General features: G+C 37.5%; 17 protein-coding genes and 5 pseudogenes. 5 read left to right on the forward strand and 17 right to left on the reverse strand.

The window, feature by feature from the left end; translation table 11 throughout:
* Nucleotides 1-28 precede the first annotated feature (28 nt).
* Complete coding sequence (locus LA20531_RS01070) at nucleotides 29-880, reverse strand: LysR family transcriptional regulator (protein ID WP_056940576.1); 852 nt, start codon at nucleotides 878-880, stop codon at nucleotides 29-31.
* Nucleotides 881-1,008: 128 nt separating this feature from the next.
* On the opposite strand from LA20531_RS01070, the gene LA20531_RS01075 reads away from it, so the two are divergent.
* Nucleotides 1,009-3,282 carry an HAD-IC family P-type ATPase gene (locus tag LA20531_RS01075; RefSeq protein ID WP_056940577.1) on the forward strand — a complete coding sequence of 758 codons (2,274 nt, stop codon included), beginning with the start codon at nucleotides 1,009-1,011 and terminating at the stop codon, nucleotides 3,280-3,282.
* Nucleotides 3,283-3,341: 59 nt separating this feature from the next.
* On the opposite strand, the gene LA20531_RS01080 is transcribed toward LA20531_RS01075, so the two are convergent.
* Nucleotides 3,342-3,839, reverse strand: coding sequence for an SLAP domain-containing protein (locus tag LA20531_RS01080; protein ID WP_056940578.1), 498 nt, complete (start codon nucleotides 3,837-3,839; stop codon nucleotides 3,342-3,344).
* 134 nt (nucleotides 3,840-3,973) lie between these two features.
* Here LA20531_RS01080 and cls point away from each other — a divergent pair, with 134 nt between their 5' ends.
* From cls to LA20531_RS01100, 4 genes and pseudogenes are all read left to right on the forward strand, one after another.
* Entirely contained in the window at nucleotides 3,974-5,464 is a 1,491-nt protein-coding gene (gene cls, locus LA20531_RS01085; protein WP_082589047.1) for a cardiolipin synthase, read from the forward strand.
* 94 nt (nucleotides 5,465-5,558) lie between these two features.
* Nucleotides 5,559-6,349, forward strand: a pseudogene (locus LA20531_RS01090) (homoserine O-acetyltransferase/O-succinyltransferase family protein).
* 10 nt (nucleotides 6,350-6,359) lie between these two features.
* Nucleotides 6,360-6,656: pseudogene (locus LA20531_RS01095) on the forward strand (pyridoxal-phosphate dependent enzyme); the annotation flags it as partial.
* A 1-nt stretch (nucleotide 6,657) separates the two neighbouring features.
* Nucleotides 6,658-7,089: pseudogene (locus LA20531_RS01100) on the forward strand (phospho-sugar glycosidase domain-containing protein); the annotation flags it as partial.
* A gap of 197 nt (nucleotides 7,090-7,286) precedes the next feature.
* Here LA20531_RS01100 and LA20531_RS01105 read toward each other — a convergent pair.
* The 15 genes and pseudogenes from LA20531_RS01105 to LA20531_RS01180 all read right to left on the reverse strand — a co-directional run bounded on the left by LA20531_RS01105 (nucleotide 7,287) and on the right by LA20531_RS01180 (nucleotide 23,777).
* A complete protein-coding gene (locus tag LA20531_RS01105; protein ID WP_236943772.1) occupies nucleotides 7,287-7,493 on the reverse strand; it encodes a hypothetical protein in 207 nt (68 codons plus the stop codon).
* 15 nt (nucleotides 7,494-7,508) lie between these two features.
* A pseudogene (locus LA20531_RS01110) lies at nucleotides 7,509-7,956 on the reverse strand (GNAT family N-acetyltransferase).
* A gap of 58 nt (nucleotides 7,957-8,014) precedes the next feature.
* The gene (locus LA20531_RS01115) at nucleotides 8,015-9,064 is read right to left on the reverse strand and encodes an IS30 family transposase (RefSeq protein ID WP_099202220.1); all 1,050 of its coding nucleotides are present in this window, start codon (nucleotides 9,062-9,064) and stop codon (nucleotides 8,015-8,017) included.
* A gap of 180 nt (nucleotides 9,065-9,244) precedes the next feature.
* Complete coding sequence (locus tag LA20531_RS01125; RefSeq protein WP_013438124.1) at nucleotides 9,245-9,772, reverse strand: adenine phosphoribosyltransferase; 528 nt, start codon at nucleotides 9,770-9,772, stop codon at nucleotides 9,245-9,247.
* A gap of 104 nt (nucleotides 9,773-9,876) precedes the next feature.
* A complete protein-coding gene (gene recJ, locus LA20531_RS01130) occupies nucleotides 9,877-12,150 on the reverse strand; it encodes a single-stranded-DNA-specific exonuclease RecJ (protein WP_056940220.1) in 2,274 nt (757 codons plus the stop codon).
* Between the two features lie 110 nt (nucleotides 12,151-12,260).
* On the reverse strand, nucleotides 12,261-12,950 hold the full coding sequence (locus LA20531_RS01135) for a class A sortase (RefSeq protein ID WP_056940219.1): 690 nt from the start codon (nucleotides 12,948-12,950) through the stop codon (nucleotides 12,261-12,263).
* 2 nt (nucleotides 12,951-12,952) lie between these two features.
* Nucleotides 12,953-14,791, reverse strand: coding sequence for a translation elongation factor 4 (gene lepA / locus LA20531_RS01140; protein WP_056940218.1), 1,839 nt, complete (start codon nucleotides 14,789-14,791; stop codon nucleotides 12,953-12,955).
* A 99-nt stretch (nucleotides 14,792-14,890) separates the two neighbouring features.
* Nucleotides 14,891-16,045, reverse strand: coding sequence for a molecular chaperone DnaJ (gene dnaJ / locus LA20531_RS01145; RefSeq protein ID WP_056940217.1), 1,155 nt, complete (start codon nucleotides 16,043-16,045; stop codon nucleotides 14,891-14,893).
* An 83-nt stretch (nucleotides 16,046-16,128) separates the two neighbouring features.
* On the reverse strand, nucleotides 16,129-17,979 hold the full coding sequence (gene dnaK / locus LA20531_RS01150) for a molecular chaperone DnaK (protein ID WP_056940216.1): 1,851 nt from the start codon (nucleotides 17,977-17,979) through the stop codon (nucleotides 16,129-16,131).
* A 16-nt stretch (nucleotides 17,980-17,995) separates the two neighbouring features.
* The gene (gene grpE / locus LA20531_RS01155; protein WP_056940215.1) at nucleotides 17,996-18,580 is read right to left on the reverse strand and encodes a nucleotide exchange factor GrpE; all 585 of its coding nucleotides are present in this window, start codon (nucleotides 18,578-18,580) and stop codon (nucleotides 17,996-17,998) included.
* A 12-nt stretch (nucleotides 18,581-18,592) separates the two neighbouring features.
* Nucleotides 18,593-19,642, reverse strand: coding sequence for a heat-inducible transcriptional repressor HrcA (gene hrcA / locus LA20531_RS01160; protein ID WP_056940214.1), 1,050 nt, complete (start codon nucleotides 19,640-19,642; stop codon nucleotides 18,593-18,595).
* Nucleotides 19,643-19,735: 93 nt separating this feature from the next.
* Nucleotides 19,736-21,256: pseudogene (gene abc-f, locus LA20531_RS01165) on the reverse strand (ribosomal protection-like ABC-F family protein).
* A 261-nt stretch (nucleotides 21,257-21,517) separates the two neighbouring features.
* The gene (ribF, locus tag LA20531_RS01170) at nucleotides 21,518-22,447 is read right to left on the reverse strand and encodes a riboflavin biosynthesis protein RibF (protein WP_056940213.1); all 930 of its coding nucleotides are present in this window, start codon (nucleotides 22,445-22,447) and stop codon (nucleotides 21,518-21,520) included.
* Nucleotides 22,448-22,467: 20 nt separating this feature from the next.
* A complete protein-coding gene (gene truB, locus LA20531_RS01175; protein WP_056940212.1) occupies nucleotides 22,468-23,361 on the reverse strand; it encodes a tRNA pseudouridine(55) synthase TruB in 894 nt (297 codons plus the stop codon).
* 50 nt (nucleotides 23,362-23,411) lie between these two features.
* Nucleotides 23,412-23,777 carry a ribosome-binding factor A gene (locus LA20531_RS01180; RefSeq protein ID WP_013438134.1) on the reverse strand — a complete coding sequence of 122 codons (366 nt, stop codon included), beginning with the start codon at nucleotides 23,775-23,777 and terminating at the stop codon, nucleotides 23,412-23,414.
* Between the last annotated feature and the right edge of the window lie 17 nt (nucleotides 23,778-23,794).

The raw sequence follows: 23,794 nt of genomic DNA on the forward strand, positions 1-23,794 counted from the left end.
GATCAATTAGGTTTAAGTTACAATCCTATTAGCTTAATGAGTCAATAATCTTTTTCATGAGTGGAGTAACTTGTCTATCTTTGCGCCAAATTAATTGTAAATGTGTTACCCAATTAGCATGTTTAATAGGAATCATATTGTCTTTGGCATAAATTGTAGCAATTGATTCTGGTACCAGAGCTAAACCCATTTTTCTTTTTGCCCATGTAATCGCAGTACGTGAATCGTCACATTTAACAGCATAAAAAGGCGTGATTCCATGATGAGCAAATGTTTGATTAAAGATATCTTCAAAGCGGCGATAAATAATCAGCGGTTGATTCGCTAGATCCTTGATACGCAGTTCTTTTTTACCTTGAAAATACGGATCAACAGTTACCGCCATCATCTTTTCTTTAGTTAAATTGCGCGCATTCAGGCCATTACGATTGTACGGCGTACGCACGATCCCTAAATCGATCGTCTTCTTTTCTAGTTTATCCAAAATGCCAAAAGTATTGGCCTCATAGATATCAAAACTTATTTCGGGATAAAAACGCGTTAATTCTTTAAATGAGTCCATTGGAATTAGTCCAGTCGATGAAGATGCCATACCAATAGCAATCGTCCCTAATTCACCAGAAATTGTCTTCTGCACCTGATTTTCCGCATTGTGGGCCAGCGATAATATTTCACTCGCATAACCTTGCAAAATCTGGCCGGCATCGGTTAATTCGATCCCATGTGACGTTCTTTTAAAAAGTTGTGCGCCTAATTCTTTTTCTAGTTGTTTTAATTGGTAGCTCAATGGTGGTTGTGCAATATACAATCTCTTAGCCGCAGAAGTAATTTGCTTTTCTTCGGCTACCACTAAAAAATAATGCAATTGTTTTAAGTTCATAATCTATCCTTTTTATTTTGGTAAATTTAGATATTAAATTTTTTAATATCATATATTATATTTTAGTATTTTAATCTGGGCAATTTATGTGCTAATTTAATAGGGTAGATTTGGAGGGAATTAAACAAATGTCTGAAAATTTTCATGGCTTAACTCAAGCAGAAGCAGACAAACGCCTTAAAGAAGACGGCTTAAACGAAGTACCTGAGCCTGAATACAATTTCTTTAAGGAATTTTTGTCTAAATTATGGAATCTTTCTGCTTGGATTCTAGAAGGTGCATTGATCCTTGAATGTATCTTAGGCAAGTGGGTTCAATCATTATTCGTATTGTTGATGTTACTCTTCGCGGCCTTTAACGGAGCTTCAAAGAAGAAACAATCACGTCGCGTATTAAACAACATTTCACACAAATTAACGCCAACTGTTGCGGTTGAAAGAGATGGCAAATGGATCAAGATCGACTCTAAGCAATTAGTCAAAGGCGATCTAATCTCATTGCAACGTGGTGACGTATTGGCAGCCGATGTCAAAGTAGTTTCTGGCGCTCTAGCTTGCGATGAAAGTTCAATTACTGGTGAATCAAAGCCAGTTAAAAAGAATGTTGACGACACCGCCTATGCTGGTACTACAGTTGTCGAAGGTGACGGCTTAGCAATCGTTACTGCTACTGGTAAGCACTCAAGAAGTGGTAAGACCATCAACTTGATCAACAATTCTGCTGCACCAGGTCACTTGCAACAATTGTTGACTAAGATCATCTACTACCTTTGTTTATTAGATGGTGTTCTTACTTTAGTAATCATCATCGCTTCATTTTTCAAGGGTGGTAATTTCAATACCTTTATTAACATGTTGCCATTCCTTGCCATGATGTTCATTGCATCAATTCCTGTGGCTATGCCATCAACTTTTGCATTATCCAACTCATTTGAAGCAACTCGTTTGAGTAAAGAAGGCGTCTTGACTTCCGACTTAACTGGTATTCAAGATGCAGCCAACTTGAACTTGCTCTTGCTTGATAAGACTGGAACTATTACCGAAAACAAAACTGCCGTAGCTAGCTGGACCGATGTTAGCGATCTGCCTGATAAAGATGTGCTTGCCTTAGTTGGTGCGGCCACTGACAAACGTAATGCCGGTATCATTGATACTGCTATTGATGAATACTTAAAAGAAAAAGACATCCCTGTAATGGACACCGATAATTTCGTACCATTTACTTCCGACACTGGTTACTCAATGGCCGAAGCTGATGGTCACAACGTTAAGCTGGGTTCATTTAAACAATTATCTTTAATCGATAAAAATGCCAACGAAGAAGTAAAAGACATTAACTTTAAAGCAGGTCGTTCAGTTGCTGTTTTAATCGACGATAAATTCGCCGGTGTCTTCATCTTACAAGATAAGGTAAGAAGCGATTCTAAGGCTGCTTTAGCTGAATTAAAAAAGCGTGGCGTTCGTCCTATCATGTTAACCGGTGATAACCAAAAGACTGCCGCAGCCGTAGCTGAACAAGTTGATTTAACTGGTGAAGTAATTTCTATTCATGACTTTAACGATAATACCGATATCGACAACTTAGCTGGTATCGCTGACGTTTTACCTGAAGATAAGTTAAACATGGTTAAGTGCTTCCAAAAGAAGGGCTACATTGTTGGTATGACTGGTGACGGTGTTAACGACTCACCTGCTTTGAAGCAAGCTGAAGTTGGTATTGCCGTTTCTAACGCCGCCGACGTTGCTAAACGTTCAGGTAAGATGGTTCTTTTGAACGATGGTTTAGGTTCAATCGTTAAGATCTTGGATGCTGGTCACCGCGTTTACCAAAGAATGACTACTTGGTCATTGACTAAGCTTGCTAGAACTGCCGAATTAACTATGCTTTTAACATTCGGTTACCTGTTCTTCGACTACATTCCAATGGCTTTGAACGCAATGGTTATTTACACTATCATGAACAATATGGTTACTATGATGATCGGTACTGATAGAACCCATATCACTTACAAGCCAGAAAACTGGAACATGGCTAAATTAGCTAAAATTGCCTTCTCTCTTGCTGCCGGTTGGACCGTGATCGGTTTCATCTTTGTTTGGTATTTGAGTACTCATGGCTGGAGTCATGGTGCTATTTCAACGATGGTCTACGTATACTTAGTCTTAAGTGCTATGCTCATCGTATTAATCACCAGAACTCGCAAGTACTTCTGGCAAGATTACCCATCCAAGTTGGTTGGTATCGTTCAAATTGCGGACGTAGCTTTAACCTTTATCTTGGCTCTTTGCGGTTTAGCAATGGTACAAATTAGCTGGCAAAACTTATTAATCACTGTAGTTGTTGCAGTAATTGCGGCAGTATTAATTGATTTGGTTTACCAACCGGTAATGAAAAATAGATAATTTGACCAGAATAAAAAAGAAGTGATGATCATCACTTCTTTTTGTTTTACATTGATTATTTAATTATTAACCATAATAGTTAAAACATTAAATGCCTTAACGTATTCGCCATCACCAATTTGAATAAATGGCTTTTCATTAATTTCTTTATGACCTAAATAGTCTACTTTGGTACCACGCTTGACAAACTTGCCTGGAATTTTTTCACCATTTTCATCATAGATATATGAAGTCTTCTTAATAATGTTTTCTACTCGAGCAGACTTAACATATGGTAAAAATGCTTCTTGTTTTACGAATCTGTTCTTGCCAATCTTAACGTAAGTGTCGCCGTTGATTACTTTGATAACGTGGATCTTGCACATGTTACCCTTCTTTAAACGACCCACTCTAACACCGCGCTTGTTGTAAACATATGTACTTCTAGTTAAATTTAATTTCTTACCTGTTTGAATTGGGTCAGCAATCGCTGCATTAACGGGTTCAACGGTAGTTGTTGCACCTAAACCCATTGCCATTAAAGCCAACCCAGCAAGATAAATTATTCTCTTTCTCATCGTTCTCTACCCCCATTTAATCTGTTTTTTACTTTCACTTTTATTTTATCAGAGATCAATAAATTTAAACTATTTTTTGAATTAAATCTGCTAAAATTATTAATTGAAACTATTCAAAGGGGAGTAACAAAATAATGATTTTAACATGGGACATAATAAGGCGAACTTTAGAGGTTCTATGGATAATTAACGTCATCTTTGCCGTATGGACTGTCTTTAGAAGTCGTCGAAGCGTGGTTGCCACTTGGGCATGGATGCTTGTTTTGACAATCTTACCTGGTATTGGATTTATTCTTTATCTTTTCTTTGGCCGGCAATTATCGCAAGATGAAATCTTTGCTATCCAAAAGGAACAAAAAGAAACACGTAACCATTATTTAAATCAGCAAAAGAAGATGTTGCAAGAGTACAATCTTCTTCCAAGAAAAGAACGGGTTCCACGTGCCAGAATGTTAACTGAGCTGAATTTAAATAATGATGATGCTATCTTGACCTTTGCTAACCACGTTAAAGTCTACACAGACGGCCCCGAACTCTTTGATCAAATGATTGAAGACATTAAGAATGCCAAAGTAGCTGTTAGTTTGGAGTTCTATACTTTTTATGCAGATAAATTAGGCCATCGCGTTTTAGCTGCACTTGAGCAAGCTGCCCAAAATGGTGCTAAAGTGCGAGTAATCTATGATACTTCAGGTTCACGTGGTACTAAGCCAGCATTTTTTGATCATTTAAGAGAATTGGGTGGGCAAGCACAACCATTTATTTCTACTTCTAAAAAGCACTGGTTTACTACTCCTCGTCTTAACTATCACCTTCACCGCAAATTGGTCGTTATTGACCACAATACGGGTTACATTGGTGGTTTTAATATTGGCGATCAATACGTAAATCAATCTAAGAAATTTGGTCACTGGCGCGATACGCACCTTCGTGTAGAAGGACAATCTCCTATTCTAATGGAAGTTCGTTTTGCCATGGATTGGAACACTTCAACTAGAAGAACCAGTCTTCCTAAATTCGAATTAGATGAGCTTAAAAATTTTATTGTTGATCGTAAAGACATCGAATCAGATAACAACGTTGCCATGCAAATTGTTGCATCTGGTCCTGATAACCAACGCTACGGTATTCGACGCGGTTATGAAGGTATCATTGCTAGTGCAAAAGAATACGTTTATATTCAAACGCCATATTTGATTCCTGAAGACTCAATTCTAGAATCATTGATTATTGCAGCCAACAGTGGCGTGGATGTCAGAATTATGATTCCATGCATGCCTGACCACCCATTTGTTTATCGTGCGACTGAATATTACGCCAAATACTTGGTTGCTCACGGCGTTAAAGTTTATAAGTACAATGATGGCTTTATCCATGCTAAGACAATGGTCAGTGGCTCAAATATCTCGTCTGTGGGTTCTGCCAATCAAGACTTCCGTAGTTACACTTTGAATTTTGAAGTTAACTCATTCAACTACAATCCTCTTTTAACTAAAGAATTAAAAGAGATTTTTGAAAAAGATCTTGAGAAATGTACCTTATTGACTAATGAATATTTTGCTAAACAGTCATCTTGGTTAAAATTCAAACAATACTTCTCTAGATTGCTTTCACCAATCTTTTAAATCAAAGGTCCAAAAATATTGGGCCTTTTTTCTTTACTTATTTTTTATAAGCTATATAAGTCTATTAACTTTTAATAAATAAGGAGGTTAAAACTTGGCTAATAAAGTAAAAATAGGCGCTCTCAATCTGATGCACAATAAGCTGGATACGCAAAAACGCTTTTAAAGGTTTTGCCTAACGAAAAATTAACGTTTTTATATCCACGCTCTCATTATCTGCATCGCCCTGCTCCTACTGAAGTATCTGCTACTTCTTCAGAGCCATTAGATATCGATCGTATCAAAGAATTTGATGGCTTCATTATTACAAGTGCACCGATTGACCATCTTGCCTTTCATGATGTCGAATATATAGAGGAAATTCGATGTTTGATTCAAGAACCTGATAAACAAAGAAAGCAACAATTGTACTTCTGTTGGGGTGCAATGGCAGCCATGAACTATTTTTATGGCATTAGAAAAAGAATTTTAGCAGAAAAGATTTTTGGCATCTTTCCCCATTTAATCATCGAACCACATCCTTTATTAGATGGGCTTAGCCAAGGCTTTATCGCTCCCCATGCTCGTTATGCGAAAATGGATAAAGAACAAATCATGCAAGATCCACGTTTAGTGATCAATTCGGTTGATGATAACGGCCATTTATTCATGGTTTTATCAGAAGAGAAGCCTGAACAAAACTTCATCTTCTCACATATCGAATATGGCAGAACTGGTTTAAGGGATGAATATCAAAGAGAAATCGCAGCTCATCCCGATCGTCACTACAAAAAGCCAGATAATTATTCTATGTCCTCCCCACTTTTTCAATGGAAGGATACACAAAAAACGTTTTTTGATAACTGGCTTAAACAAGTTGAAAAAAGCAAGTTAGTTTTAAATTAAGAGGTAAAAAATGAGTACAATTTATAATTCAGTTACAGAATTGATTGGTAACACACCATTATTGAAGTTAAACCGTGTCGTTCCAGAAGATGCGGCTGATGTTTATGTTAAGCTTGAATTTGAAAACCCTGCAGGCTCAACCAAAGATCGTATTGCTTTAGCAATGATTGAAAAAGCTGAACGTGATGGCAATTTAAAGCCAGGCGGTACTATTACCTCACGCAACACCGGTATTGGTTTAGCCATGGTAGCTGCTGCTAAAGGCTATCACATTATCATCGTCATGCCTGAAACCATGAGTGTAGAATTTTGCCTCAGGCTTAATTGATGACGTAATCATTGGTAACGCCTATGCTAGCGAAGAAGAATTAAGGGCTTTATCAGAGGTAAATCGTTACCAGTTAATGCTTCACGTTGATTATGTAAAACAAATTAGTGATATAGAAAAACCTCAACACTTCCGCCGCGGCGACATGAATGAAATTGTCATTCGTTCAACTATGCCTCGAGTAACTTACAAAGACATCCCTAACCCACCACATGATAATGAAGAGGAATTTCAACGTGGTGATGTTTTAATCGGTAATGACAATTTTGGTATTTATAAAAATGAACTTCAAATTGTCTTAAAGCCACATAAAGAGCCAAGAAAGAACAAAATTGGTAGTATCGCCAAAGATGAATTATTTTTACTTGATTTTATCAAGCCATGGACCAAATTTAAGTTAACTGGCAAATAGAATAAAAGAAATACCCCTAAAGAAATTTTTCCTTCAGGGGTATTTTTTTATTTCTGTTGATTTCACGCTATTTCTAAGCGTTACACAAATTAGTATAACGATCTTTAATTGCTAGTGCAACATTTTAAGACGATTTATTTTTTAGATTTGTTAATCCCTTTCCAAAACCATCTCACACCAACATATGCGATCACAAATCATGCTAAACTAAGGATCCAGTTTAGAAAGATTGAGGTCATCGTAATAGAACGTCCTGCTTTAGTATTTGTTATCAAGTTGACGCCAAAGATATTCGAAACAATTGGAATATTTACATTAAACCACAAATTCAAAGTTAAATAGATCATTATTAAGAGTAACCAAATTGCAATGGCTTTAATAATTCGTTTTATCCAGATATTCATTTTTATAATTACTCCTTACTTTAATTCCATCGTATCTTGTGAGAAAAGAACCGGATATTCATCAGACCATTTCTCAGTTATCGTTTTAACAGTTTCAAAACCAAACTTTTTTATACAAAGCTTTAGCACGATTATTGTTGGTAAACACCTCAAGACTGACTGGTCGCTTTAATTCGTCTAGTGTTTTTTCCATTAACTTGGTAGCTATCCCTCTACCTTGTGCATTTGGATCAACATAGATGAATTCGATCTTACCTGGTTTAAAGCCTATAAAACCCATTAATTTTTCGTCCTCAAGTGCTACGTAAATCTTACAAGACAACAAATAATCTAAATATGGTGCATCCCTGAAAGCCACAAAAACTGGCTCCAAATTTTCAGCTTCTAGTTCTTGCATCCTCGCTTTATCCATCACTGCGCCTAGTTGTGCAAAATATTGTTTTTCGTATGATTTGATTTTCATGCTTCCCCCTCTTTTATTAACTAATAATTTTCGTAAATTGCAATAATAAATTGAACATTTATACTGCTTGATAGATATGATCTAATTCTTTCTCAAAGATTTCATCTGGAGTATGATATGCCAAGATCTTTCTTGGTAGTGAATTGCACCAGGTTTCAATATTAATGATATCTTGAAGAGAATAGTTATTGATGTAATCACCTTTGGGAATAAATCTGCGAATAAGGCCATTGTGTCTTTCAACAGTGCCTTTATCACAAGAAGTATATGGATGAGCATAGTAAACCAGGGTTTTTGAAACTGTCTCCAGATTGGATAAATCCGCAAACTCTGATCCATTATCAGTTGTAATTGTCTTAAAGATGTCATTCCAATGTTCACTATACTGTTTGCGCAGAGCCTGAAAAGCAGTCATCACACTGGCGGCTGTCTTATCAGGAATACGCAAGATTAAAAATTCACGGCTCATTCGTTCAGACAAAGTTAGCAGTACTTGATCATCCTTAGTTTTATGTCCTAAGACTAAATCGCATTCCCAGTGGCCAAATTCCTTACGATCATTGATCTCCTTGGGACGTTCTTCAATACTTCGGCCAAGCTTTTTCTTATTTTTACGAATGCGATGTATTTTAGTATTGCGCTTTAACTTTTCTGGCAAATCAGAATTTCTCATACCCATTAAGCATTGATCTACATAGTTGTACAAGGTTCTAGTGCAAACTACCTGATCACGAGAAAATTCTCCTAAAGCTAAGCAGCGATTGGCACATACATCAAGAGACCAGCCATCTTCGCAGAAATGCTTATTAACGTATTTGATAAAGTCAAATTTCTTTAAGAAATCTGATTTACGACCGCAATTCTTACGATGTATTTGGTAAGCTTTATCACCTTGTTGTGCCTTATAGCGTTTTTTCTTACCATGATAAAGCAAAACAGTACCACGTTTAACCTCATAACTGATAGTAGAAGGAGAGCAATCAAGCTCACGAGCAATAGCCCTAAGAGAGAAACCGTCTTTAATACGGGTTTGAATAACAACCCGTTGCTCAAATGATAAATGCTTTCCCTTTTGGTGCTTAGGCATGATAGAATGTAAAGAGTCCATTTGTGACCTCCAATAGATGTTTTTGTGATTATTAACATTCTATCAAACAGGTCCAAATGGACTTTTTATTTTTCTAAAGTGTTCAATTTGATTTTACAATCGGCGAACTAATAATTTTATAAAAATTTTGCAAAATAAAAAAGCCCCAATGCTTTCGCATTAAGGCTTTTTATTTACTATTTAAGCACCGTGATATTTTACTAATGAATAAATATCAACGTCTGGCAACTTCTCTCTACCCTTTAAGTCAGGTAATTCAATATAGAATGCAGCACCTACAAGCTTACCACCAAGGTTTTCGATTAATTCCTTAGAAGCTCTCAAAGTACCAGCAGTAGCCATCAAGTCGTCACATACAACTACTCTTTGACCTGGCTTAATAGCATCCTTGTGCATTTCCAAGCTGTTTGAACCGTATTCCAAAGCATATGAAGCACGTTCAACTTCTCTAGGCAACTTGTGAGGCTTTCTTGCTGGAACAAAGCCAATGCCCAATTCAGTTGCTACAGGACAGCCAACGATAAAACCACGTGCTTCTGGACCAACGATTACATCCGCATTTCTGCTCTTGGCGTATTCTGCTAATTCATGAGTAGCAGTACGGTATAAATCGCCATCTTGCAAGATTGGTGTAATGTCGCGGAACACAATTCCCTTGTTAGGAAAGTCCTTTACGCTTGCAATATACTTACTAAAATCAATTGCCATAAGAAGTAAAACCTCCAAAAATCTTTGCGTTTTTATTCAAACACTTTTAACTTGTATATTTTAACAGATTTTTGGTATAAAAACATCAAAATCTTGATATTTATCTAATTATTCAAAAAATTATTAACATATGTGATAATTTGCTGAGTTGGCATTGTTCTCAATTGATCGACAAACTTAATTTGTGACTGCGTTGCTCTCAAATACTTAGATGCTGTTAAAGGCTGCTTTTGAGGATGCTGCTCGCCTACTAGCTTGCCATCGTCCAATTTAACAAAGCCTAATTCAAAGAAGACACGTAAAATGAACAATACACTGTCATAATCTAAGCCAAGATATGGCGCTACGGTGCGATAATCATCTGGACTCAACGTTGGGTGAGCATAAATATATTTCAACACTTTGCCAAAATAGCTTTTTGCTGGAATATGCTCTACTGGCAATTGATCAAGCAAGAAACGTAAGTAAATTTGTTGGTAATTCTTTTCTAGTGCCGAATTTAATTCGATTTGATTGCGTGGTACATCAAGCAAAGCAACTGTTTCACCAGATTTGTCGTAATCTTTAACCAAACTAATCTTATCGTCACTTACTTGCAGTCTATTCCTAACAATTGGAATATTCTTTTTGTCAAATAACAAATAACGATCTGCAAAACCCATGACTAGCTTTTCTTGACGCAAATCAATAACTGGCGTAGGAACAGCTAATTTAGGTGAAGCAAATTCAATTCCTTCGATGATACCTTGCAACGATATCTTATTGCGATAAGTATTAAGCGACAATTGAACAAAGACCCTGGCAATAAATGGCAACAAATTATTGTTTAAAAAGTCTTTATTAAAACCAATTACAGCCAGGCTGCCACCCTTTTTAGCGACATTAAACTTGACGTGATTCTTCTCTTTACCAATCTTAAAAAATTGGGTAATCGTTGGGTTGGAGATACTGAAAATTGGCTGTGCCTCCCCCGTTCCAAACGGTCCCACTTGATTAATCTGCGCTGAGGTCTGTGGTGACAATCCCTGCAAAGGCAGTTCCATATCATATTCCTTAATTTCAAGTCCACCTTCAACGTGAAAACCTTTCTCAAGCTTTTCTCTTAAAGCACCAATTTTATCTTCAGTCATTGATAAACCGCAGGCAAAATCATGACCACCAAATTTGGTAAAAAGTTCTTCTTTTAAAGGATTAAGGGCATCAAACAAATTAAAGCCAGTAATTGATCTACCTGAACCTTTGATTTCTCCAGCCTGATTCTTAGTTAAAACGATCGTTGGCTTATGCGTCTTTTCAACGATCTTATTGGCTACCAGGCCCAACACACCTTCATGAAAATCTGGATCATATAAAACAAGCGTATTTTGTTTTTGCCAGCTATTCTCACGGATTAACGCCATACATTTATCATAGACTTCAGTCGTCAATTCCTTACGCTGATTATTCAGCTCTTCAATTTGATCCGCAATCTTTTGTGCTTCAACATCGTCGTCGCTTAATAATAACTCAACTGCAAGGTTAGCATTGGCCAATCGACCTACCGCATTCAAACGAGGAGCAATATTAAAGCCGATATCTGTTTCGTTAATCGAGCCTAAAGTTAAGCCAGCATTCTTTATCAGGGCACGCAAACCTGGTCGCTCAGTTTGGTTAAGTACCTCCAGCCCTCGTTTAACAATTACGTGACCTTCTCCAGTTACTTTAACCATATCGCCAATCGTACCTATCATGGCTAAATCAAGTAGTTCTGGCATCGTATCCTGCATTAAGCCGCGGCAGATTGTGTAGACAACACCTGCACCACAATAATCATCAAAAGGATATTTTTGGCCAGGATAATTACAGTGTACGATGGCATAGGCATCTGGCTTTTGTTCTTGAAAAGTGTGGTGGTCGGTTACGATTGTATCTACACCATGTTCTTTAGCATATTTAACTTCGTCAATACCAGTCACACCATTATCTACAGTAATAATTAATTTGGTACCGTCTGCAACAATATCATGATAGCGATCAATATTAGGACCATAGCCGTCTTTAAAGCGATCTGGAATAAAGTAATGCACATCAGCACCTAAAATACTTAGAGTCTCTGTCATAATCGTTGTGGCAGTGATCCCGTCAGCATCATAGTCGCCATAAATCGTAATCTTTTCACCATTATTAATTGCTTGATTGATTCGATCAATGGCCTTATCCATATCATGCATAAGTGAAGGATCCGCTAAATTCTCTTCGGTCGCATTAAACCAGAAATCTAGTTTTTCATCGCTGTCAATGCCACGTAAGGCAAAAAGCTTTGCCGCAATTGGACTTAGCTGATACTTTTCTATCAAACTTGGATCTAGCTCTTCAGCAGTTCTTTGTTGCCATTTCATTACTGTAAAACACCCTCATCAAAACTAAAAGGCACTCACAAGCGAGTGTCTTTCTTGCAAATCTATTAATAATTTTAACGCAAATACGATATCTGTATAAGTCAGACAATCTATTTTAAGTTAAAGACTTTCAGATTATTATCTGTTGCTTTTTCGGTTTTAATTAAATTACCACGAATTGCCCAGCGATTTTTACCACCATCAGCACAGGTAATTAAGGTAACAATGTTTTGTCGGGTATTGTTAACTAACCAAACTGCAGAAGGATCAACGATCTTCTTCATATAAATGCGATAAATATATACCTTCTTCAAGTCAGTTAAATAAATTAACTCGCCCTTTTTAACATCTTCTAGTGGTGAAAATAGAATACCCTTCGCGGTCATATAGTGACCAGCAAGAGGATAATTACCTTTACCCATCACTTGGTCGGCACGCATTGTTCCACCACCAGTAGACATCGCATCATCGGACATCCCTAACATAATGGGCAAATGCATATTAACTTCAGGGATTGCTAAAGCACCAATCGCACCTGAGGTCTTCTTTATCTGCGACCTTGTGGCCTGGCCTATGCCAATTGACTTCACCTTCTTAAAGTCGTACATCCCCTTTTTCTTTTGGTTTTGTTCAACTTTCTTTCTAGTTAAGCTAGTCAAAGTTGACTGTTGATTATGACTGATCATCTGATTACCAATCTGTTTATTGAAAATCAGGACCAAACCAACAATCAATAAAATGACGGCAAAAATTCTGATTAAAATTGTGCTAACAGAACTTTTTTGTTTACTTTTAGCCATAATTACTTGCCTTTGATATCATCATCATTCATCTTAAGAACGGCCATGAAGGCATCTTGAGGCACTTCTACCTTACCTACAGCCTTCATTCTCTTTTTACCACGCTTCTGCTTTTCAAGCAATTTAGCACGACGGTCAGGGTCACCGGTGTGAATCTTCCAAGTAACATCCTTACGATATGGCTTGATCGTAGCACGAGAAATAATCTTGGCGCCGATCGCACCTTGAATATCAACTTCGAAGTTTTGACGTGGAATTAACTTCTTAAGCATTGAAGTCATTTGACGAGCACGATCTTGTGCTTCACTTCTGTGAGCGATAAAGCTAAGAGCATCGATTGGTTCCTTGTTAAGCAAGATATCGATCTTAACCAAGTCGGTTGCATGATAGCCAGTAATCTCGTAGTCAAGTGAAGCATAACCCTTAGTTGATGACTTCAAATCATCGAAGAAGTCAAAGATGATTTCAGCCAACGGCATATTGTAGATAACGTTAACGCGGTACTTATCAAGATAGTCCATCGTGACAAATTCGCCACGTTTTCTTTGACAAAGTTCCATTACAGGGCCAACAAAGTCATTTGGCACCATAATTTCTGCCTTAACATAAGGCTCTTGCACTTCCTTGTATTCACCAGCATCTGGCAAATCTGATGGGTTATCAATTACCTTAGTTGAGCCATCATTCATAATTGCGTGATAGTCAACGGATGGTGCAGTCATAATTAAATCAAGATCAAATTCTTGTTCTAGTCGTTCTTGCACAACATCCATATGCAAAAGTCCTAAGAAACCACAACGGAACCCGAAGCCCAAAGCAGTAGAAGTTTCAGGTTCAAATTCTAAAGCTGCATCGTTTAATTGCAACTTTTGCAAAGCTTCCTTTAAGTCTTCATAATCACGGTTATCAACTGGATACATACCAGAGTAAACCATTGGTGGAATTTGACGGTAACCTGGAAGTGGTTCGGCAGTAGGATTATCTGCTTGGGTGATAGTATCACCAACACGAGTTTCACGTACGGACTTAATGTTGGCAGTAATATAACCCACATCCCCAGCAATCAAGATATCCTTCTTAATTGGATGTGGACTTGAAACACCTACTTCTGTAACTTCATATTCCTTACCAGTATTCATAATTTGAACTCGGTCACCAGGCTTAACTGTACCGTCTTCGATTTTGACTGACATTACGACACCACGATAGTCATCATATTTTGAGTCAAAAATCAAAGCCTTGAGTGGCGCAGTAATATCACCAGATGGAGCTGGAATGTCTTTTACTACTTTTTCCAGCATGTCCTTGATGCCTTGACCGGTTTTACCAGAAACTTCCGCAGCTTCAGAAGCATCAAGACCAAGCATCTCTTCAATTTCTTCCTTAGTCTTAGGAATATCAGCAGATGGCAAGTCGATCTTATTAATTACAGGTAAAATTGCCAAATCATCATCGATCGCTAAGTAAGTGTTAGCCAAAGTCTGAGCTTGCACACCTTGTGAAGCATCAACTACCATCAATGCACCTTCACAGGCAGCCAAAGAACGTGATACTTCATAAGAAAAGTCCACGTGTCCTGGTGTGTCGATCAAGTGGAAGATGTAGTCTTCGCCATCTTCGGCATGATACTTAACTTCAACTGAGTTCATTTTAATAGTAATACCACGTTGACGTTCAAGTGGCATATCATCTAACATCTGATTCTTAAGTTGACGTTGACTTACAGTATCAGTCAATTCAAGAATTCTGTCGGCAATAGTAGACTTACCATGGTCAATATGCGCTACGATTGCAAAGTTTCGAATATGTTTTTGATAGTCTTTTAATTTGTTTAAATCCATAAATAAATGCACCCTTTTATTTCTGTCTTATTAATTATAGCAAAGGTTACGGCGCATACAAAAGAAATAGCGAGCTGCATTTTACAGCTCGCTACTTTTTTATTCTCCGTTAAATTTATCTTTAAGCCTTTCGAAAAAGCCTTTTTCTTTTGGAGTGATATGTTCACCACCATCTTGAACAAAGTTAGTTAAATCTTGTTTTTGCTTTTCATTAATATGCTTTGGAATAACGATATCAACAGTAATAATTTGATCACCGTTGCCATTACCACGAAGATAAGGCACACCTTTACCACGCAAGGTAAATTTCTTATTAGGTTGCGTACCTGCTGGAATGGTCAACTTTTCATCACCATGAACAGTCTTAACGTCAATTTCATCACCTAATGTAGCTTGTGCAAATGAAATTGGCACGTGAGTATAAATGTTTTGACCACGACGCTCAAAAATCTTGGATGGCTTTACTCGGTAAATGATGTACAAGTCACCATATGGTCCACCATTAATACCGGCATCACCTTGGCCTTGGTAACGCAATTGTTGACCATTATCAATACCTGCTGGAATATCAACCTCAATAGTATTCTTACGTTCAACAATACCTCTACCGTGACAAGTCTTACATGGGTGTTCAATGACCACACCACGACCATGACATTTATCACAAGTAGTTTGTTGACGAACCATACCAAAGACTGAACGTTGGGTAACTGTCATATAACCTGTACCATGACATTTATCACAGGTAATTGGGTGCGTACCTTTTTCGCAACCATTACCTCCACAAGTCTCACAAATTTCATCACGAGTATAGCTAACTTGAGACTTTTTACCATTAATGGCATCCATAAAGTCAATCGTTAAAGTATAGTCTAGGTCCTCACCACGTTGAGGTGCTGTAGGATCGACTCTTTGTTGACGGCCTTGACCAAAGATATCGCCAAAAATGTCGCCAAAATCGCCAAAGCCCGAAGCATCAAAACCTGCACCACCAAAGCCTTGACCGGCTCCGCCACCGAAGCCACCTTGGCCATTTACACCGGCAGAACCAAATTGATCATATTGTGCACGCTTTTGCTTATCATGCAAAACTTCATAAGCTTCGTTAACTTGCTTATACTTTTCTTCAGCTCCGGGTTCATGGTTCAAATCTGGGTGGTATTTCTTTGCTAGTTTACGATATGCCTTATTAATTTCCTGGTCACTGGCGTCACGATCTACGCCAAGCACTTTATAATAATCTTCTTGTGCCATCTATTTGAACTCCTTATTATTCTCAAAAGAAAAGAACTACTCAATGGGTAGTTCTCTTCTCTTTTTGTTTAATTATAAACCCATTACTTGTTTGGATCTACTTTGTGGAATTCACCATCTTGGGCACCACCGTTATTACCGTTGTTTGGGTTGCCACCTTGTGGGCCTTGAGGGCCTGCTTGACCTGCTGCACCTTGAGCTCCACCATTTTGTTGGTAAAGTTTAACAGCTAAGTCTTGAGCAGCCTTGGATAAAGCATCTTTCTTTTCTTTCATTTCGTCCAAGTTGTTGTCCTTTTGAGCCTTCTTCAAGTCATTAAGGGCATCTTCAACTGGTTTACGATCTGCATCAGAAAGCTTATCCTTAGTTTCCTTCAAAGTCTTTTCAGTAGTAAAGACTAATTGATCAACTTCGTTACGTAAGTCTGCTTCTTCCTTACGCTTCTTGTCTTCTTCGGCGTGTTCTTCGGCGTCTTTTTGCATACGCTTGATTTCTTCGTCTGACAAACCAGATGAACTCTTGATAGTGATCTTTTGTTCCTTACCAGTACCCATATCCTTGGCAGATACGTTTACGATACCGTTCTTGTCGATATCGAAGGTAACTTGAATTTGAGGAACACCACGTGGTGCAGGTGGAATATCAGTTAATTCAAAGCGGCCAAGAGTCTTGTCGTCTGCAGCCATTGGACGTTCACCTTGTAATACGTGAACATCTACTGCTGGTTGGTTATCTGCAGCAGTTGAGAAGATTTGGCTCTTTGAAGTAGGAATAGTAGTGTTTCTGTCGATTAACTTAGTGAAGACACCACCCATGGTTTCAATACCAAGTGACAATGGAGTAACATCAAGCAATACGATGTCCTTAACGTCACCTGAAATAACACCACCTTGGATAGCTGCACCTAAAGCAACAGCTTCGTCAGGGTTAATTGAGTGGTCAGGTTCCTTGCCAGCCCATTCCTTAACTGCCTTTTGAACAGCTGGAATACGAGTTGAACCACCGTTTAAGATAACCTTGTCGATGTCGTTAACAGTAAGACCTGCATCCTTTAATGCATTGTCAAATGGGATCTTAGTCTTTTCAACTAAGTCGCTAGTCAATTCATCGAACTTAGCACGAGTTAAGTCAGCTTCAAGGTGAAGTGGACCAGATTCGCCCGCAGAAATGAATGGAAGTGAGATGTGAGTGCTTGATACACCTGATAAGTCTTTCTTAGCCTTTTCTGCGGCGTCCTTTAATCTTTGCATTGCCATCTTGTCCTTGGACAAGTCAACGCCATTTTCATCCTTAAAGTTCTTGATGAGCCAATCCATAATACGGTGGTCAAAGTCATCACCACCAAGGTGAGTATCACCGTTAGTTGACAATACTTGGAAGACACCGTCACCTAATTGAAGAACGGAAACATCGAAAGTACCACCACCAAGGTCGTAAACCAAAACTTTTTCATCTTGGTCTTTATTCAAACCAAAGGCTAAAGCTGAAGCAGTTGGTTCGTTGATGATTCTTTGAACGTTCAAGCCAGCGATCTTACCAGCATCCTTAGTAGCTTGACGTTGTGCGTCATTGAAGTAAGCAGGAACAGTAATAACTGCATCCTTAACTTCTTCACCTAAGTAGTCTTCTGAGAACTTCTTTATGTATTGCAAAATGAATGCTGAAATTTCTTGTGGAGTGTAGCTCTTGTTGCCAACCTTAACCTTGTAATCAGCTTCACCCATGTGACGCTTGATTGAAACAATGGTGTTAGGGTTAGTAATAGCTTGACGCTTAGCAACTTCACCTACTTGAATTTCACCGTCTTTGAAAGCAACTACAGACGGAGTAGTACGATTGCCTTCTGGGTTAGTAATGATCTTTGGTTCTTTACCTTCAAGAACTGCAACTGCTGAGTTAGTAGTTCCGAGGTCAATACCAATAACTTTTGACATGTATAAACTTCCTCTCTTATTGAGCAACTACAACCATAGCTGGTCTTAGTGTCCGATCTTTATATTGATATCCTTTTTGTAAAACCTGAACAACGTGATCTTTTTGATCATCATTCTCAGCTGCTACTGTTTGAACAGCTTGATGCAATGTCGGATCAAATTTAACGCCTTCAGCCTCAATCTCAACAATACCGTGATCTTTCATGGCCTTTGCAAGTGAATCAAGGGTCATTTGAACACCTTTCTTCAATTGCTTAGACACATCATCATCGGCCTTAACGCTTAAAGCTCTTTCCAAATTGTCCATTGCAGGCAAAACGTCTTTAGCTAAGCTTTGAGATTCATACTTGATAAGTTGTGCTCTTTCTTTTGAGTAACGAGCTTGCATATTTTGAATTTCGGCTTCGCTACGCAAGTACTTATCTTCAAGATCTTTATTCTTTTCTTTTAAGTCAGCGATTTCTTTAGCTAACTTTTGATCTTCTTTATCTTTTTTAGGCTCTTCGTCTTTAGCCGTTTCTTTTTTCACAGCCTTTTTTGGCTCAGAAGCCTTTTCTTTTTTATCTAAATCTCTTTCACTTGGAGACTCTTCTCTACTCACGGCTAACCTCCTCTATTGAAATTTACCGTAATAATCAAGCAACTTCTTGGCCAACTCATTTCTAAAGTATTCAAGAAGGCCGATCATTTGTGAATACGGCATATTTGTTGGCCCAAGTAAAGCAATTGTTCCTTTACCATGGGTGCCAACGCTATATTCAGCAGTCACCAGACTATAATTCTTTAATAAGTCGTTAGGCATTTCTGAACCTAACTTTACTTTTACTGGATATTTCTCAGTCTTTGGATCAGCCTTACCATCTAGCAAGTTAGAAAATAGATTATCATGATCGATCATTTCATAAAGCAATATGATATCATTGACATTATGCTCAGATGTGTTTTTCAACAAATTAATTTGTCCATCAACATACATCTGCTCGCTTGCAGCATCTTTTAAAACATCTTCGACCAAATCTAGAAGCTCACTAACATGATCGCTACCGATTTCGTTTTTAGCAAGCTCACTTAAGAATGAAATATTAACTTCATTTAAGCTCTTGCCTACTAATTGATCGTTGATCATGCGTACTGCTTTTTCAATTTCTTCCCCATGAATATTGTGTGGTAAAGCATAAACCTGATTTTGAACGTTACCATCACTCGTAACCAGAATGGCCATCACTTGTCTAGCTGACAAAGGCACAATTCTGAAACCGGTGATCTTAACATCCCCACTCTCAGGTCCTTCGGCAAAAGCAGTATAATCAGTTAAATCTGATAAGATACGAGCTGCTTCTTGCACAATCTCATTTACTTGATGGAAGGGCCGATCTAATTGACTTCCGATTGTATTATAAACGGACTCTGGCAACTGCAGTGGTTCAACCAAATTATCCAAATAGTATCGATAACCTTCGCTTGAAGGAATTCTACCACTAGAAGAGTGAGTCTTTTCAATCAAGCCCTGATCTTCAAGCACTGCCATTTCATTACGAATGGTTGCACTTGATACCTTAATTGGTAATTGGTTCATCACTGTCTTTGAACCTACAGGCTCATGTGTCTGCGTGAAGTCCGTGATTATTGTTTTTAAAATAAGTTCTTGACGCTCGGTCAACATAAATATCGCCCTCACTTTTAGCACTCATATCTCTCAGGTGCTAACAGATTCTATTATACTAAAATTTAGCAATAATTCAACCCGAGTGCTAATTTATTTTGAACTTTTTTCTAGTTTGATTCTTTGCGTTGCTACATGCTCAATAAAGTATTGATCGTGCTCAACTAAAACCATAGCTGGTTGAACATTTTTCAGTAGCTTAATCAACTGATCTTGATTAAAAACATCCAAATAATTCGCAGGCTCATCCCACAAGTATAAATCAGCTGGTTCTACTAAAGATTTAGCCAAAGCTACTCGTTTTTGCTGACCCATGCTCATTTCTTCGATCTTGGTAGTAAAACTTTCTCGTGGAAAGCCCATTTTCTTCAAATTATTGAGCAGCTCTTCATATGAAATCTTTTGTTTTTCCGCAAACTCTTTTAATGTACCGGTATATTCAGTAAAGTCTTGAGGTAAATATGATATTTTCAAGCCATTGGTTAACGCAAACTGGCCTTGATATGACACATCATTTGCTTTACTTAATAGCAATTTCAAAAAGGTCGATTTACCAGTACCGTTTTTGCCTTCTAGAGAAATGACGCCCTTATTTTCAACAATCATGTTTAGATCTTCAAAAAGCTGTTTATCTTGAACCCTCAAAGACAAGTGCTGAGTTTCAAGTAAAGTATGATGATAATTTGACTGGAAATTCATTGTTAAATAAGGCACATCTTCAATATTGACCATTAAACCTTTTTTTCTCTTCGATTCGTTTATCCATTCGACGCTGAGTATTGATCGCCTTTTTCATCATTTTAGCAGAGACATGGCCAATTGCACCTTTGTTTAATCTTGTTCGCCGATTAAGGACATGTTGTTCCTTCATTCCCTTATACTTTTGTGCTTCAACACTGTCTGACCAATTATTAAAACGAACATATTTCTTATTTAGGTTCTTAACTTCACCTTTTAGCTTTTCATTTTTATCCCGATTAAACTGATCTCTTTTCTCCTTTGTATCTTCATAGCTAGCATAATTTCCTTGATACAAATGAATTTCCGTATTTTCAATTGCCAAAATATGATCAGTAATTTGATTCAGAAAATTACGATCATGACTTACCACAATGAAGCCCTTATCATGTTTTTTTTCAAATATTGTGCTACTTGCATACGACTTTCTTCATCCAAGTGATTCGTCGGCTCATCAATTAACGGAAATGCATCCCTATCAGTAAATGACAAGGCTAGTAATACCTTTGTTTGCTCGCCACCACTTAATGTATCAAACGGCTGCCACAATAAATTAGGATCTGTATTCATCAAGTTCAGTTCTCGCTCAAGCTCCCACTGTTCAAAAGAAGCCTGATCTTGCAACTCATACAAAGTGATATTTTCAGGATTTTTTACAGTAATTGGAAAATAAGAAAAGATCAGCTTACTTTCAATTTCACCAGTTCCCTGCAATTTCCCTCTTAGCAAATTTAGAAATGTAGTCTTACCTCTACCATTTCTACCAACTAGACCCAATTTCCAGGTGCTATCCAAGTTTAAATTTAAGTCATTAAAAATAATGTCACTAGCATCTTCGTATCTAAAAGAAAGGTTTGAAATCTCAATATTGCTCATGAAATCACCTCACGCAAAAAGAGAGCCCACACTTTTTCAAGAGTAGACTCCCTTCTTACATTTTGAGATATGAAAAAAGAAGGGTATACCATATACGTCTAATCTTGACAAAAGTGCATAGTAATCCTCTTCAAATAAAGAGTAACTGTTAAACTATGCTTCGTTTTGCAAGATTAAAGACGCAACAGCGATCCTTCTTTCTAAATTTGAATTTCAATTGATACAAAAAGGATATCATGAAAAAAATTACTTTTCAACTTTTTATTCAGCAAAATAGGCCTTGATCTCTTCTTGATCCTTTTCAAGTTGCTTCTTCAATTCATCCAAGTTGGCAAATTTAATTTCTCCGCGAGTATACTTGTACCACTTAATCTTCATTGGCTTACCATATACATCTTCGTCAAAATTAAATAAGTTTGATTCAATATAAATCTTCTTTTCTTGACCGATTGTCACGTTATAACCAACACTGGTCATCGAGTCATACCATTTGCCATCTATCTCAGTTTTAGTTGCATAAACGCCAATTTTAGGGATCACCTTGTGATCTGCCCAGATTAAATTAGCAGTTGGAAAGCCAAGCTTATGTCCATTACGTTTGCCATGTCCTATGATTCCACTCATCACATAATGATGACCCATCAGTTCATATGCAAGTTCCATATCGCCATCTTTAATGGCTTGGCGAATTTCAGTAGAACCAATCTTTTTACCAGCAAAAATCTGCTTAGGCATCACTACAATATCAAAGCGCCCCTTAGCATAATCTGGTAAACGATCCATATTGGCAATTTTCTTTGGACCATATGTATAGTCAAAGCCTGCTACAATAGTGTCCGCATTCAATTTAACGATTACATTATCGACAAAATCTTGTGCCCCGATTTGACTAAATTCTTTGGTAAATGGCATCACAGCCAGATAATCAACCCCTAATTCAGACATCTTGTCTGCCTTTTCTTCGAGCGTTTCAAGATATTTAAAATTCTTTTTGTCCTCATAAACTTCTTTAGGATGTCGGTCAAAAGTCATCACTACTAAAGGCAGATTCTTTTGATCAGCAATTTCTTTTGCTCGCTTGATTAATTTTTGATGTCCCAAATGAATCCCATCAAAAAAGCCGAGAGCAAGCACTACTTTTGAAGATAGAATATTTTCTTTAACTGGATAAGTTAAATGAACGATTTTCACAACTAATTCCTTCGTTTCAATTATTCATTTTGAAGCAACATTAGACTTGGGCAATAGAGTCTCCCCTTATTCTCATAAATTGCCTTAACTTTTTTATTGTACCTTAAAGCTACCTTTTTGGCATCTGTTTCTAACTTAATCCAAGCACCATTTTGTACTTTCTTCCATTGATCGTCTGATAAATCAATAGTTTCATAATTGGTGAAAAAGGCATCAATTGGTTGAATCAACTCATCAGCTTTTTCTGGATTTGCCTCAATCTCACTTAATTTTATTGCTTGTGAGATATCAAAGCCAGAACTAGCAGTTCTTCTTAATTCGGTCATAACGGCTGGCTTACCTAGTTTTTCTCCTAAATCATTAACTAATGATCTAACGTAGGTTCCTTTACTGCATTCAATTTCGAAGCCAAAACTTTCTTGACCTTTTTCTTCGTCAAAAACAGGTTTATCTATTAAAAGATAGTCATAGATATCAACTGTTCGCTTAGGACGCTCAACAGCAATACCTTCACGGGCATATTCATATAAGTGCTTACCATTTACTTTAACCGCTGAATAAATCGGTGGAACCTGCTCAATTTCGCCCTTAAAAGAATCCATTCCAGCCTGAATCTCTTCAGTAGTAAAAGGATGATCAAGCTTTTCTTCCTTTAAAACCCTACCCGTTGCATCATATGAATCAGTAGCGTAACCCAACAAGCCTTGGCCTTCATACTTCTTAGGACGTGTGTGCATCAATTCGATTAATTTGGTAGCTTGACCAATTGCAATAGGTAAAACTCCCGTTACTTCAGGATCTAATGTACCAGCATGACCAATTTTTCTAATATGCAACGCACGACGCAAATGGTAAACAACATCTGCGCTTGTCATATCCTTGTCTTTATCAATCACTAAAATTCCATTTAACATATTTATATCCTATCTAGCTAACAAAAAAAAGCGCCTTAACGGCGCCTTTTTTACTTACTTGCCCGTTCAGCATCTTGCTTTTTAACTTCTGCAATTAAACGGTCAATTTTACTACCATATTTTACTGAATTATCACGTTTGAAAATAAGTTCAGGAACTTTATATACAGTCAAAGTTTGACCAAGCAAATGACGCATCATGCCCTTTGCCTTTTCTAAGCCTTCTTCGACTTCCTTTTCTTTTTCAGCATCTTCAGTTAATAAACTGTAGTAAACAGTTGCATATGAAAGATCATTCGTACATTCAACCGCAGTGATTGTAACTTCGCTTAAACGAGGATCACGAATTTTCTTTTGTAAAATTTTGGTTAATTCGCGAAGGATTTCTCCTTCAACACGACCAATTCTATGCTTCATGCTTGCCTCCTAAAATA

Origin of the sequence: Lactobacillus amylovorus DSM 20531, assembly GCF_002706375.1 — a bacterium.
Lineage (GTDB): Bacteria > Bacillota > Bacilli > Lactobacillales > Lactobacillaceae > Lactobacillus > Lactobacillus amylovorus.

Coding starts and splice junctions, on each gene's coding strand:
- dnaJ (WP_056940217.1), bottom strand. CDS start 16,045: ATGGCACAAGAAGATTATTATAAAGTGCTTGGCGTAGATCGTGACGCC.
- dnaK (WP_056940216.1), bottom strand. CDS start 17,979: ATGTCAAAAGTTATTGGTATTGACCTCGGAACTACTAACTCAGCAGTT.
- LA20531_RS01135 (WP_056940219.1), bottom strand. CDS start 12,950: ATGGCTAAAAGTAAACAAAAAAGTTCTGTTAGCACAATTTTAATCAGA.
- recJ (WP_056940220.1), bottom strand. CDS start 12,150: ATGAAATGGCAACAAAGAACTGCTGAAGAGCTAGATCCAAGTTTGATA.
- LA20531_RS01115 (WP_099202220.1), bottom strand. CDS start 9,064: ATGGACTCTTTACATTCTATCATGCCTAAGCACCAAAAGGGAAAGCAT.
- LA20531_RS01105 (WP_236943772.1), bottom strand. CDS start 7,493: ATGAATATCTGGATAAAACGAATTATTAAAGCCATTGCAATTTGGTTA.
- LA20531_RS01075 (WP_056940577.1), top strand. CDS start 1,009: ATGTCTGAAAATTTTCATGGCTTAACTCAAGCAGAAGCAGACAAACGC.
- LA20531_RS01180 (WP_013438134.1), bottom strand. CDS start 23,777: ATGAAGCATAGAATTGGTCGTGTTGAAGGAGAAATCCTTCGCGAATTA.
- hrcA (WP_056940214.1), bottom strand. CDS start 19,642: ATGTTGACCGAGCGTCAAGAACTTATTTTAAAAACAATAATCACGGAC.
- cls (WP_082589047.1), top strand. CDS start 3,974: ATGATTTTAACATGGGACATAATAAGGCGAACTTTAGAGGTTCTATGG.
- LA20531_RS01080 (WP_056940578.1), bottom strand. CDS start 3,839: ATGAGAAAGAGAATAATTTATCTTGCTGGGTTGGCTTTAATGGCAATG.
- truB (WP_056940212.1), bottom strand. CDS start 23,361: ATGTTAAATGGAATTTTAGTGATTGATAAAGACAAGGATATGACAAGC.
- LA20531_RS01070 (WP_056940576.1), bottom strand. CDS start 880: ATGAACTTAAAACAATTGCATTATTTTTTAGTGGTAGCCGAAGAAAAG.
- LA20531_RS01125 (WP_013438124.1), bottom strand. CDS start 9,772: ATGGCAATTGATTTTAGTAAGTATATTGCAAGCGTAAAGGACTTTCCT.
- lepA (WP_056940218.1), bottom strand. CDS start 14,791: ATGGATTTAAACAAATTAAAAGACTATCAAAAACATATTCGAAACTTT.